The sequence below is a fragment of the Pseudolactococcus hodotermopsidis genome, assembly GCF_011170085.1.
GTDB classification, from domain to species: domain Bacteria; phylum Bacillota; class Bacilli; order Lactobacillales; family Streptococcaceae; genus Pseudolactococcus; species Pseudolactococcus hodotermopsidis.
Map to the genome: position 1 here is coordinate 21,255 of NZ_BLLI01000001.1, position 12,487 is coordinate 33,741.

A 12,487-nucleotide genomic window follows, 5' to 3' on the forward strand; every position below is an offset into this window, starting at 1 on the left:
TTATAATCAACTATTTCAATTTTTACAAAAATTTTGTCATCTCTTGGTATTTACAATGTTAAGAATTTTCTGTAAAATATAGAGACATACTATTACAAAAAGGAACTCTATACAAAATGACTGAAACAATAATGCTCCATCTCATAAAATTTTTACTCATCACCTCGATTCTGATTCTTGCGATTGAAATTTTTGTTCATACAAGACGCCAAAAAATTAACATCATTGGCACACCGAAAAAATTTCTAACTGCTTTCGGAATTGGTTTTATTACTGATTTGCTGGATACTTGGGGAATTGGGTCATTTGCTACAACAACAACTTTCTTCAAGCTGACACATTTTATTGATGATAATGACGATAGTCAATTACCTGGTACGATGAATGTTGGGCATGCGATTGCCGTTTTGATTGAGGCGCTTTTTTTCATCACAGCGGTCAAAGTTGAGATGATGACACTAATTCCCATGACTTCAGCGGCGATTGCCGGCGCACTTACTGGCACGCGCATTACCAAAAATTGGCCTGCTAAGCTCGTACAACGCGTTCTTGGCGTTCTTTTGGTAATTGCGGCAATTATCATGGCGACTCGGCTTTTGTTCAATATTGGCGCTGATATGTCAACTAGCTCGCATGGTCTGCATGGTATTTTACTTATTGTCGGTGTCTCTTTTAACTTCGTTTTGGGCGTATTGATGACTATGGGGCTTGGCAATTATGCGCCTGAACTCGTTTTCTTCTCGCTAGCTGGTGTCAATCCCATGATTGCCTTACCCGTGATGATGTTGGATGCAGCAATGATTATGTTCTCATCTGCTCAAGAATTCATCAAAAAAGATCGCGTCTATTGGAATGGCCTATTGGGCATGATGATTGGTGGCATTTTCGGCGTCATTGTTGCTGCCAAGGTGATTACAAATATTGATATTGAACTGCTAAAAAAAGCAATGGTTGTCATCGTTATCTATACAGGAATTATGCTAATTCGTTCGTCGTTTGGAAAAGAAAAAAACTAATCACAAATTACCAATAAATTCGTTGTTTTATCCAAACATGTTTCAAAAACAACTTGTTCACGTTTGCCAGGCTGAACAATTGTTGGCCAATAATCTTTTTTTGGTGCTTTAACTGAAAAAGCATTGTCATCAATTTTGACTATTTTTGAAACCTTGTACTCGCGTTCTTGTCCTTTATAATCGTACACCGTTATTTTTTCGCCTAAAGTCATTGTCGGCAATATCGAAAAAAGACCTGGATTGTGTCCGATAAAGTGCGTTGAGCGCTTATCTGCCACATTATTGACGGTCACACCACCCCAAGTTGAGCAAATCGTGGCGGGATTGTCATTAATCAATTCTTGACCTTTGGCTAGACCACCGTCTTTATAATCATAATATTTCCCCCTAATCATAATCTTGCGTTGCAATGTCGTTGCTGTCTCAGGTAAATAACTGTTGCTATCATCATGAGATTTGGTAAACTCATCACCTGTATAGTCCGCTAATGAGCGCCCGTAAAGCCCTTTAACAATATCTGCATTATATCTTCTCAGTTGTTTATCAGAAATATGAGCCGTCAGATTGTGCTGATAGATAAAATAACCACAAATCGGCACAGCAATAATCGCAAGTAGACCTAGAATTAAAAACCAAATACTATTTTCTTTCTTTGCGTTTGTCACTACCTTTGCCTCCTTTGGCAAGTTTAAAATCTCCTACTTTCATTTTAACAAATATTTTCATTCTTTGTGAACCATATACAAAATATGTTATAATGTAACCATGGATTATTTTGAAATTATTGAACAAGAAAAGAAATCATCACCTCAAATCGAGTTTCCAGACAATCATGAGCCGAAAGTTCAGACTTGGAAATCTCGTTTAACTTTTATCTGGTTTCTGCTACTTTGGCAAATTCAAAGAGAAGCGATTGGGATTCCGATTAACAAGCAGCAACATTTTTCATTTTGGCGAATCGCTTTATTTCTAGCCATTTTCCTTGTCTGTCTTTGTTTAAGCTATCGTTGGGCACGCAAACATAACTTGATTCCCAAAATTCATTGGCGCCTCTTCCCATTTGGCAAAATCGGCATAGGGCTTGCCTTGATGTTTGCAGTGGGGATTATCTCAAGTCTCGTCATGCGCCTCACAGGTGTGACCAACACGGAAAATCAAGAAGCGCTCAATGAAATGTGTAAAAGTTTACCTGTTATCGTCTATTTTATCGCTACAACTGGTGCGGGATTTTTCGAGGAAATGCTCTTTCGTGTTGGCTTATTTGAACTCCTATTTAACAAGTGGCCAAAAATCGCTGCTATCATGTCTTGCTTGCTCTTTACGCTTGCACATGTGCCAACTAACTTTGCAAGCTTTGTTGCCTATGGCTCGATGAGCCTTGTCCTGACTGGTCTTTACTATAAATATCGTAACTTTTATCTCAATTCATCTGTTCACTTTTTATGGAACAGCCTTGCGGTCATCGTTTTTCTGATGTCATCGAAATAACTAAAAATACCTTTGACTTCATTTTATCAAAGGTATTTTTAGATTAATTTTCACGCATGCTAAGTAAACAAAAAATCTCCGAACAAAAAGTCAGAGATTTTCAATCGCTTATTTCAAGAAAAGAATCTTAAATGTCGCAACTGCGGCAATACCCGCCAAAACTGGTGCAATGACTGGAACCCAAGCATACCACCATTTACTGTCAGCTTTGCTGTCCCCAAGAATTGATTTCGGCAAAATCGCGTGTAAGAGACGCGGACCAAGGTCACGCGCTGGATTGAGCGCTGGACCTGTTGCACCACCAAGTGAGGCAACAAGTGTCATCACAAGGAAACCAAGCGCCAAATGCGCAACTGAGAGCGAACCCGCGGTATAGTTAAGCGTCCCTTGTTTCAGAGCAGTGATAAATTCTGTGGATGTTTCAGCAATATTTGCTTGTGCTGCTTGCTGTTTAAGACTTTCAGTAATGAAACCAACAAGTTCTGAACCAAAGAAATTTTTCGTCAAAGCAAGCGCCCCGAAAAACAGAACAAATGAGCCTACAAATTCATTCAAGAAACCATTGAGCCATGCACCACCGCGTGTCGCTGCATTACCGTCGTCAACATTGTCAATCGTTGAAAATGTCCCCAAGATATGGTTTGAGTTAGTTGTTTGCAAATAATAAGGGCGATAAATCATGACCAAGATAGCTTGACCAACGATAGCGCCAAGAAATTGTGCTACGATATATTGCGCAACATGCGCCCAAGGGAAAAGTTTTGCGACTGCAAGACCTAGCGTGAAAGCTGGGTTGATGTGGTTACCTGAAACATTGCCAAACATCAAAGCAGGTATCATCACGCCACAGCCGTAGCCCCAAGCAATCGTCATCCAGCCCGAAGCAAAGCCTTTAGTTCCTTTAAGGTCAACGTTTGCGACCGCTCCGTTACCAAGAATTACAAGAATCGCCGTTCCGATAAATTCGGCGATGTATTTAGTCATCCATGTTACTTCCATTTTTTGTTGTCGTCTCCTTTAAATTTATAAGTACTTTACAAGTTTATCAGAAAAAAACGCTTGTGTAAAGAATTTATAAACCTTTTCCTTGAAATTTCAGTTTTATTTAAGTTTATTTTTCTGTTATAATTTGTTTTAAAGGAGATTTTATGCGCTTTAACCACTTTTCGATTATTGATAAACCTTTTGAAGAAAAACTCGCCGATTTGCATGCGCTTGGGTTCAAGTTTGAGACACAGTTCAGCGCCAAGCGCAATCTCAAAAACTGGCTTTTGCATGCACCGATTGACTTGACGACTTTGGCGGCCAATGGTAAACAGGACGTTTTAGCATTTCTAAATTCTGATAACGATTTAACTTGGCACATCTTTTATGCGATTAGTCTGCAATTACTTGATTTTGTGGCAAATTTTGAATTTCAGCTGACAGATTCCCTTGACTTTGCGCGTTCTGTTAATCTGCCATTAGTTGATACAACTTGCGACTTATCGTCTGAAAACGTTCTATCTGCTATCTATTTACTCATGAACACTCGCCGCAAAAATGGCATGACTTTGGTTGAACATTGGGTCTCAGAAAATCTGTTGCCGCTTGACAACTGCTACCATTTTTTCAATGATAAAACACTTGCAACTTTTGATACCACTCAACTGATTCGCGAAGTTGTTTACGTTGAAAGTGCGGTTGACACGCAGAACCGTGGCACATACGATTTGATAAAAGTTGACATTATTCGCCCGAAATTTGACGGTAAATTACCCGCAATCATGACCGCAAGTCCTTATCATTTCGGCACAAATGGTGTGGCAAATGATAAAAAATTGCATGATATGACCCTTACTTTAGCCGAGAAACCGCTGGGAATTATCGAGATTTCTGACACAAAACTGGCACTGAAAACTTATCCAAAAACAGAGCTACCAAACTCTGAAACGACTGAGCATTTCACGCATACTTGGACTTACTCACTCAACGATTATTTTCTAGCGCGCGGTTTCGCCTCTATTTATGTCGCAAGCGTTGGGACACGTGGTTCTGATGGTTTCCAAACATCAGGCGATTATCAGCAGATTGCAGGTGTTACAGCGGTCATTGACTGGCTCAATGGTCGCGCTCGCGCCTTTACGTCACGTCAAAAAACGGCGCTAGTAACGGCTGATTGGGCGACTGGTCACGTTGCAATGACCGGCAAATCTTATCTCGGCACGCTGGCATATGGCGCTGCAACGACTGGTATCAGTGGACTTGACGTCATTCTCGCCGAGGCTGGCATTACCAACTGGTATGATTATTATCGCGAAAACGGGCTCATTCGCAGTCCTGGTGGCTTTTCAGGCGAAGATTTAGACGTTCTCGCCGAGCTGACTTATACGCGAAACCTTGATGCAGCTGATTTTTTGGCAAATAATACTGCTTACCAAAAACAGCTCGCTGATATGAGCCAGTCGCTAACTCGAAACTCAGGCGATTATAACAGTTACTGGCATGCTAGAAATTACCTACCAAATGCTGATAAAGTCAAGGCTGACGTGCTAATCGTTCACGGCTTGCAAGACTTCAACGTGACCACTTCGCACGCTTTCAAGTTTTGGCAAGCACTTCCCAAACATGTGGTTAAACACGCCTTTTTACACCAAGGCAGTCACATTTACATGAATAATTGGCAGTCAATCGACTTTTCAGAAACGATAAATGCCTATTTCACAGCAAAATTATTAGCACGTGAGTTGACACTTGACTTGCCACCTGTTATTTGGCAAAAAAATACAGTTGCCCAATCATTTGAAAGTTTAGCAACATTTGGCGCGCATGATATTGAGAGGTTGACACTTGGTGGTGCTTGTGAAATCGCCAGTTTTGACAATCATTATTCAGCTGATTGTTTCGACAGCTATTCTCAAAATTTCCAAACTTTCAAGGCTGATTTATTTGAAAACAAAGCAAATGCAATAGTCATTGATGTGCCAATTTCTAAAAATATGCGGATAAATGGTCAGATTGTACTTGATTTACGTGTCAAAATCAACGACACCAAAGGCTTATTATCCGCTCAAATCTTAGATTTCGGAAAGAAAAAACGTTTAAATAATGTCAGCAGCATTTTAGATATCAAGACCATTGACCGAGGTCGAAACTTCATGCTTGACGACCTGAACGAGCTGACAATGGCTGATAAGCCCTATCAAGTCGTGACCAAAGGCTTTCTCAATCTGCAAAATCGCAAGCGGCTGACCGAGCGTGTCACCGTGCCAAAAAATGAGTGGCTGAGCGCTGAAATGCGCCTACAACCCACGATTTACGAGCTTACGAGTGGCGATACACTGCGCCTTGTGATTTATAGCACAGACTTTGAGCATACCGTGCGCGACAATCGTGAGGTGCGCTATGAGATTGATTTGGAGAAATCACGGATTTTTGTGCCTACCCCAACTGAAAAGGAGAAAAATGACAACTAAACCCACTTACAAACTTAACGCCTACACCCTAAAAATCATCGCGATTATCGCCATGACCTCCGACCATATCGGCAACGTTTTTGAAGATCAGCTACCACTTATCGCACGCATGATTCTCTTTGCCCCAGGCGGTATGACCTTTCCAATCATGGCATTTCTACTAACCGAAGGCTATCGGCATACACATGATGTCAAAAAATACGGTCAAAGATTACTAATTTTTGCCTTGGTGGCACTCATACCATTTATTTTAGTAGCCGAGCTACCTATGCTAAATGTTCTATTTACCTTGCTATTTGGCTTGATTGTGATTTACTTGTATGACCACATGAACAACCGAGTGGGCTTTTGGTTCGCATTTATAGGTATCACATTACTAACATCATTTTGTGATTGGCCACTTATGGGCGTACCCATGATTTTATGCTATCACACTATCAAAACTCCCGTCAAACGTGTCGCCCTCCCACTCCTCTTTCCCTTAATCTTAACATCACTTGTCCTTTTAGTAGATATAAATTCAGGTCAAACGCTACTAACATTAATGCCTAACATTCTCTACACCCTTATCGGTTGTACAGCAACAATTCCTTTACTACTCAATTACAATGGCGAGCGTGGCAAGTCCATGAAATACTTCTTCTACACTTATTATCCCGCACATTTGCTGATTTTAGTGGTCATTCGTACTTTACTCTAACTGTTTGAAAACGCCTTAATCTATGTAGATTAGGGCGTTTTTACGTGGTGGTCTGTTCCAAAATTGCTTCAATGACAGCTACCAAACTTGTACACTCACTCTTGAAATTTACCTGTCTTATATCCTTTGAGTTATCAATAGCTGTTTGATAATTTCTAGCCAAATCAGAAATTTTAAAATGTCCTTTCTTATATTCTGGAAAATGCTTTTTTAACTTATCATCAACAGAACCATTATTGGCATTTAAAGATTCATAGTGCGCTAAAAGCCACAATTCAAATTTGGGATTAGAAAATCCTATCTGATAGGTATGATGTAGCCGATTAATTTTATTAAATTGCTCTAATGTCAAATCGTCCTTATCAAAAATAAAAGCAATTTTAGCAAATTTTTCGAGTTCAACTTTCTTTTTCTTTGTCGGTTCTAACAATATTTTGAGCAGATTATCTAAACCCTTACAGTCTTCAATATCAAGTTTGTAAGCTGAACTCCTAAATTCATCAAGTTGCTTTAAAGCACCAAAATAAAGCACTTCACTTTTTCCCTCAACATAAATCTTAAAAATCTTCTTTTTGGGTCTAGGCATTATTTTCACCTAGCAAAGCAAGAAGCCCCGCCTCATTTACAACTTGACTAGCACCATATAGCTCATTCTCATATTTTTTAGAATAATTGGCATCTTTTCGAGTCTTATCCTCCTCAAAATCAGATAACTTGAAAATCTCACTCTCTCCAGCATTATTTTTTTCCACAAAATAGATTTGATGTTTTTTCAATAAATTCATCATCTCACTATTATGTGTTATACCAATAAACTGGATATGATTATTGTCACTATTTAGTAGATTAACAATACTCTCTGCTAATTTTTTATGCAGCGACTGACCAAATTCATCACTTAAAATCAGATGTTCATGCTTATGTTGCGCATTAAAAACTGCCATAATAAAATTAAAATATTGAATTGTCCCAAGGCTTTCATTATTGAGATGAATCTTATACTTGTTGCCTTGATTTTCATGTACCAAAAACACCTGCAATATTTTTGGGAATTCGGTTACTGGTTCGACGCTTTGAATCTCTTCATTAACTTGCTTGATATTTAATCCCCTTGATGGACGCAGTACTTCTTCAATTTCAATGTCAACAACGTTAAAATCAGCAAATTTCAGTGCATACAATATCTTTTCTTTAAAGTCATTATCTTCCTTAATTTTCAAAGCAAGATTCTCTTTATTGCCATAACGAACATCATAAAACCACGAAAATGCCTCTTTGCTAATAGCATCATTATTACTTTGTGCAAAAAATAAAGCTGTGGTAGTTGGTCGAATTGTTTTAAGAAATCGCGTGTCAGATAATAAGTCTGGCATTGTTATAAAATCTTGACCTTTACGTTCGATAACCACAACATCATCTTTAGTCAATTTCTCAAACACAATTTCTGTTTTTTTATATTCTAATGTATAAATATAAACAGAATTATTTTTGATAAATTTAATTTCAAATCTCGTATTTTCTTGATTTCTCGCAAAAGTATCTACTGGTAAACCTTGCACATCACTCATAGTAGGCTGCAAAATCATACCACTAAAAAACAAAAAGGCTTTAAAAATATTTGACTTACCACTAGCATTTCCGCCAAAAATAAAAGCATTTTTAAGCACACGAATATTTCCTTGTTTAGTATTAATTTCAAAACGTCGCGCCACATCTATCTTTGTATTTTCAGGCATTTGAAAAGAAATATTGACCATTTCTTTAAAAGAACGAAAATTTTTGATTTTCATTGATAATAACATATCACACCAATATCCTTAAAAACATTTTTTTGTATATAAGCATATTGTAGCATACTTGAAAGTAAATGTCATCTCAAAAATTTTTTTCTTACCTGTCATATTTAACAAAAAAAGCCGAAACAACTTCCGACTTTTTCAAGCTCACAATTTCTCAAGCTCAGCAATTCGAGCTTGCGTAGTTTCAAATTTTGCTTGATAATCAAGCTGTTTCGCCTTTTCTTTTGCGACAACCTCGGCTTTTGCGTTAGCCACAAACTTCTCATTTGACAGCTTGCGCGTTACCATGTCTAGCTCTTTTTGCCATTTGGCGAGTTCTTTGGTCAGGCGCGCAATTTCGTCTGTGATGTTAATCAAACCAGCGAGTGGCAAGAAAATATCAACATTTGTTAAAACAGCCGTCATTGCTTGCGCTGGCGCAATGGTATCAGCACCAATTTCAAGCGTTTCTGGATTAGTAAAACGGGTCAAATAATTACGATTTTCCTTGAGAAAAGCCTCAATTTCAGCATTTTCCGTCTTGATAAGAATCGGCACAGCCTTACTCGGCGCAGTATTGACCTCAGCGCGAATATTACGGACTGATTTGATAATCTCTTTTAGCACCTCAACACCACGAACCGCCACGTCATCTGTCATTTCTTTTCTAACCACTGGATATTTGGCAACAACGAGACTACCAGCAAGCAAACCAAGATTTTCAGAAATTTCTTCTGTCACAAACGGCATAATTGGATGGAGTAGCCGCAAAATCTGGTCAAGCACATAAACAAGCACACTACGCGTCACGTCTTTCTCCGCCTCATCTTCGCCATAAAGCACTTCTTTGGTCAGCTCAACATACCAGTTGGCAAAATCCTCCCAGATAAAGTTATAAAGACTACGCCCCGCCTCGCCAAATTCGAATTTATCAAAATTTTTGGTTACATTTTCAATCGTTTCGTTAAGTTTCGTGAGAATCCAACGGTCAGTCACATTGCCAACCGCCTTAGCCGCAACCTTGTCAATCGTTGCCAAAGTCGTCTCAGCTGTTAGATTTTCCTTGTTCATGATAATATAACGCGAAATGTTCCAAATTTTGTTAATGAAATTCCACGCAGCATCCATTTTCTCATAGGAGAAACGTACGTCTTGACCAGGTGCAGAACCATTTGATAAGAACCAACGCAACGCATCCGCACCATATTTTTCAATCACATCCATCGGATCAATCCCATTGCCGAGCGACTTAGACATCTTGCGCCCTTCTTCATCACGAATCAGCCCATGAATCAGCACATTTTTAAAGGGACGCTCGCCTGTAAACTCCAAACTTTGAAAAATCATGCGACTTACCCAGAAAAAGATGATGTCGTAGCCAGTGACAAGGGTTGACGTCGGAAAATAACGTTTGAAATCAGCCGCATTTTCATCAGGCCAGCCCATCGTCGAAAAAGGCCATAAAGCCGATGAGAACCACGTATCCAGCACGTCAGAATCCTGTGTCCAACCGTCCCCCTCGGGCGCTGTTTCACCCACATACATCTCGCCGTCTGCGTTGTACCATGCGGGAATCTGATGTCCCCACCAAAGTTGGCGCGAAATGACCCAGTCATGCACATTTTCCATCCACTGCGTAAAGGTCTCATTGAAACGCGGCGGGAAAAATTCAACTGCCTGTTCTGTTTTTTGATTGTCAATCGCATTTTTGGACAACTCGTCCATTTTCACGAACCATTGCGTTGACAGACGTGGCTCAACGACAGCACCCGAACGCTCAGAATGCCCAACACTGTGAACCATTTTCTCGATTTTGACAAGTTGCCCCAAGTCATCAAGCTGAGTCACAATCTGCTTGCGTGCCTCAAAACGATCCAGATTGGCAAAATCAGCCGCAAGGTCATTCATCGTCCCGTCATCATTCATGACGTTAATCATTGACAGATTGTGACCTTGCGCATTGAGCCGTTCAACCACGTCAAAGTCGTTTGGGTCATGCGCTGGCGTGATTTTGACGACACCCGTCCCTTTTGTCATGTCAGCATGTTCATCAGTCAAGACTGGAATCTCACGATTGACAAAAGGCACAATGACCGTTTTCCCAACAATCGACTTGTAACGTTCGTCTTTAGCATTGACAATAACCGCCACATCGCCAAGCAAAGTTTCTGGACGCGTTGTCGCAATTTCAACCGAACCCGAGCCGTCCGCAAGCGGATAAGTGATGTGATAAAAAGCACCCTCAACCTCTTTGTGAATAACCTCAATATCGCTCAAAGCCGTGCGAGCAACGGGATCCCAGTTGATGATGAACTCCCCCCGATAGATAAAACCTTTCTCATAAAGTTTGACAAAAACTTTTTTGACCGCCTTCGACAGCCCCTCATCCAACGTGAAACGCTCGCGTGAATAATCAAGCGACAGCCCCATTTTGCTCCACTGCTCCTTGATAGTGGCTGCATACTCGTCTTTCCATTCCCAAACTTTTTCTAGGAATTTCGCACGCCCAAGGTCATAGCGAGAAATGCCTTGTTCACGCAAACGTTCTTCGACTTTAGCTTGAGTTGCAATCCCCGCATGGTCCATGCCGGGCAGCCACAAAGTATCATAGCCTTGCATGCGTTTAGCACGGATAATGATGTCTTGGAGCGTTGTATCCCAAGCATGTCCAAGGTGGAGTTTACCTGTCACATTTGGTGGTGGGATGACAATACTGTACGGTTCAGCATCTGGATTGCCAGATGGCTTGAAAACATCCGCCGCTAACCACTTTTCGTAACGACCGTTTTCTACTTCTGTTGGGTTGAATTTTGTTGATAGTTGGTTTGTCATGTTTTTTTCCTTTTGTCTTAAATATCAATTACTAGTTAAGATAATATATCCTTATCTAAAATTTCTTTTGTTGCTACGACTTCTTTTTGAGTCCATTCGGCTAATTTTTTGATGACTTGTTTTTGTATGATTTTGATGTAACGTGCCATGAAATCATAGTCTGGTTTGTTATTTTTTGTTGAAAGTTTAATTATTGTATTCTTCAATACAATTTTTGTAGCCTTTGCATTATATGAAAAACGCTCTCTTATAGCTTTATCAATTGCAGAAATTACATAAAATCCTGTTAATTTATTCAACCATTCTGCTTGCAAAACACTTGTTGCTCCATGACCATCCTTTAAATAGAATGGCGTATCTAAATATACAATATTTTGATTATTTGAATGTATCAAAATCGTAGGTTTATTCTTCTTATTGTTTAAAAGATTTTTTTCTAAATCAAAATAGCCTATAATTCCTTTATTAATGGTTGCCTGACCATAAAATGGATATTTCTTTTTATCTGAAATAGACAGCTCATTTAATTTTAAAGGATTAATTTCCATCTTAGGTTGCAACTTGTGTCGCTGAAATTATCATCCTAGCAATTTTTTTATTAAAATTTTTAAATTTCGGTTTCGGATTTTGTATATGTGAATAACCTATGAAATTTTTCTTGATAGAACATCGTCTCAGCACCAATTGTTGTATCAGAAACAGTTAAAACGTTCCCTTTATTTAAAGCCTTTAACTTTGAATACCCCATAATTTCATTCTCAGTTGAAGAATTTGAAGTCAACGGAGTTTTTCCATATATATCCCAGATGAAATCATATTTCTAGCGTAATACAACGCACCATTGACAGCATTCCCAGCAATAAATACATCATCAAATCTTATGCCATCTTTATTTTCCGCAATCAACTTAGCATGCTTAATCTTGTTTTCAATAATTACTGGTAAAATTATTTTTTGACGATCAGCTAGACGATATTTTTCTGTATGAAAATCAGGTTTTCCAAAATTCGTTTTTTTAGCTGTTTTCGCTGACCCCCTCAAACTTTCTCTCATTTTAAGACTCATATTTGATTCAGTGAAAAAATCACGATCACGCACCAAACCAAGTTTTTCTAACTGCGAATTAACCCAATTATTCACTGAATCTTCATTTTTCCATTGAGGAATTTTTTTAGTCATTGCTTAGCTCCTTAAGATAAATTCTTTTATAACACCATT

At 39.0% G+C, this 12,487-nt stretch carries 11 protein-coding genes; 4 read left to right on the forward strand and 7 right to left on the reverse strand.

Features of this window, described 5'->3' with window-relative positions; genetic code table 11:
- The first annotated feature begins 116 nt into the window (after positions 1-116).
- Positions 117-1,016, forward strand: coding sequence for a sulfite exporter TauE/SafE family protein (locus Hs30E_RS00105; RefSeq protein ID WP_172206981.1), 900 nt, complete (start codon positions 117-119; stop codon positions 1,014-1,016).
- Here the strand turns inward: Hs30E_RS00105 and Hs30E_RS00110 are convergent.
- Complete coding sequence (locus Hs30E_RS00110) at positions 1,013-1,681, reverse strand: sortase domain-containing protein (protein ID WP_172206983.1); 669 nt, start codon at positions 1,679-1,681, stop codon at positions 1,013-1,015. The two genes, Hs30E_RS00105 and Hs30E_RS00110, sit on opposite strands and share 4 nt — an antisense overlap.
- Before the next feature lie 100 nt (positions 1,682-1,781).
- Here Hs30E_RS00110 and Hs30E_RS00115 point away from each other — a divergent pair, with 100 nt between their 5' ends.
- Positions 1,782-2,504 carry a CPBP family intramembrane glutamic endopeptidase gene (locus Hs30E_RS00115; protein ID WP_172206985.1) on the forward strand — a complete coding sequence of 241 codons (723 nt, stop codon included), beginning with the start codon at positions 1,782-1,784 and terminating at the stop codon, positions 2,502-2,504.
- A 108-nt stretch (positions 2,505-2,612) separates the two neighbouring features.
- On the opposite strand, the gene gla is transcribed toward Hs30E_RS00115, so the two are convergent.
- Entirely contained in the window at positions 2,613-3,503 is an 891-nt protein-coding gene (gla, locus tag Hs30E_RS00120) for an aquaglyceroporin Gla (protein WP_172206987.1), read from the reverse strand.
- A gap of 149 nt (positions 3,504-3,652) precedes the next feature.
- Between gla and Hs30E_RS00125 the strand changes: the two genes are divergently transcribed.
- The gene (locus tag Hs30E_RS00125) at positions 3,653-5,959 is read left to right on the forward strand and encodes a Xaa-Pro dipeptidyl-peptidase (protein ID WP_172206989.1); all 2,307 of its coding nucleotides are present in this window, start codon (positions 3,653-3,655) and stop codon (positions 5,957-5,959) included.
- Complete coding sequence (locus tag Hs30E_RS00130; protein WP_172206991.1) at positions 5,949-6,659, forward strand: TraX family protein; 711 nt, start codon at positions 5,949-5,951, stop codon at positions 6,657-6,659. The genes Hs30E_RS00125 and Hs30E_RS00130 overlap by 11 nt, the downstream gene beginning before the upstream one ends.
- A 40-nt stretch (positions 6,660-6,699) precedes the next feature.
- Here Hs30E_RS00130 and Hs30E_RS00135 read toward each other — a convergent pair whose 3' ends face one another.
- The 5 genes from Hs30E_RS00135 to Hs30E_RS00155 form a co-directional block, all read right to left on the reverse strand.
- Positions 6,700-7,245, reverse strand: coding sequence for an RloB family protein (locus Hs30E_RS00135; RefSeq protein ID WP_172206993.1), 546 nt, complete (start codon positions 7,243-7,245; stop codon positions 6,700-6,702).
- Positions 7,238-8,449 (reverse strand): AAA family ATPase, encoded by a 1,212-nt coding sequence (locus Hs30E_RS00140; protein ID WP_172206995.1) that lies wholly within the window; start codon positions 8,447-8,449, stop codon positions 7,238-7,240. The genes Hs30E_RS00135 and Hs30E_RS00140 overlap by 8 nt, the downstream gene beginning before the upstream one ends.
- A 153-nt stretch (positions 8,450-8,602) precedes the next feature.
- The gene (locus Hs30E_RS00145; protein WP_172207005.1) at positions 8,603-11,269 is read right to left on the reverse strand and encodes a valine--tRNA ligase; all 2,667 of its coding nucleotides are present in this window, start codon (positions 11,267-11,269) and stop codon (positions 8,603-8,605) included.
- Between the two features lie 35 nt (positions 11,270-11,304).
- The gene (locus Hs30E_RS00150; RefSeq protein WP_172207007.1) at positions 11,305-11,817 is read right to left on the reverse strand and encodes a hypothetical protein; all 513 of its coding nucleotides are present in this window, start codon (positions 11,815-11,817) and stop codon (positions 11,305-11,307) included.
- 229 nt (positions 11,818-12,046) lie between these two features.
- Complete coding sequence (locus tag Hs30E_RS00155; RefSeq protein ID WP_172207009.1) at positions 12,047-12,448, reverse strand: hypothetical protein; 402 nt, start codon at positions 12,446-12,448, stop codon at positions 12,047-12,049.
- Between the last annotated feature and the right edge of the window lie 39 nt (positions 12,449-12,487).

What these genes read in the sequence shown, in the direction of transcription:
- Hs30E_RS00135 (WP_172206993.1), bottom strand. Translation starts at nt 7,245, where the DNA reads ATGCCTAGACCCAAAAAGAAGATTTTTAAGATTTATGTTGAGGGAAAA.
- Hs30E_RS00155 (WP_172207009.1), bottom strand. Translation starts at nt 12,448, where the DNA reads ATGACTAAAAAAATTCCTCAATGGAAAAATGAAGATTCAGTGAATAAT.
- Hs30E_RS00125 (WP_172206989.1), top strand. Translation starts at nt 3,653, where the DNA reads ATGCGCTTTAACCACTTTTCGATTATTGATAAACCTTTTGAAGAAAAA.
- Hs30E_RS00140 (WP_172206995.1), bottom strand. Translation starts at nt 8,449, where the DNA reads ATGAAAATCAAAAATTTTCGTTCTTTTAAAGAAATGGTCAATATTTCT.
- Hs30E_RS00150 (WP_172207007.1), bottom strand. Translation starts at nt 11,817, where the DNA reads ATGGAAATTAATCCTTTAAAATTAAATGAGCTGTCTATTTCAGATAAA.
- Hs30E_RS00105 (WP_172206981.1), top strand. Translation starts at nt 117, where the DNA reads ATGACTGAAACAATAATGCTCCATCTCATAAAATTTTTACTCATCACC.
- Hs30E_RS00130 (WP_172206991.1), top strand. Translation starts at nt 5,949, where the DNA reads ATGACAACTAAACCCACTTACAAACTTAACGCCTACACCCTAAAAATC.
- Hs30E_RS00145 (WP_172207005.1), bottom strand. Translation starts at nt 11,269, where the DNA reads ATGACAAACCAACTATCAACAAAATTCAACCCAACAGAAGTAGAAAAC.
- gla (WP_172206987.1), bottom strand. Translation starts at nt 3,503, where the DNA reads ATGGAAGTAACATGGATGACTAAATACATCGCCGAATTTATCGGAACG.
- Hs30E_RS00115 (WP_172206985.1), top strand. Translation starts at nt 1,782, where the DNA reads ATGGATTATTTTGAAATTATTGAACAAGAAAAGAAATCATCACCTCAA.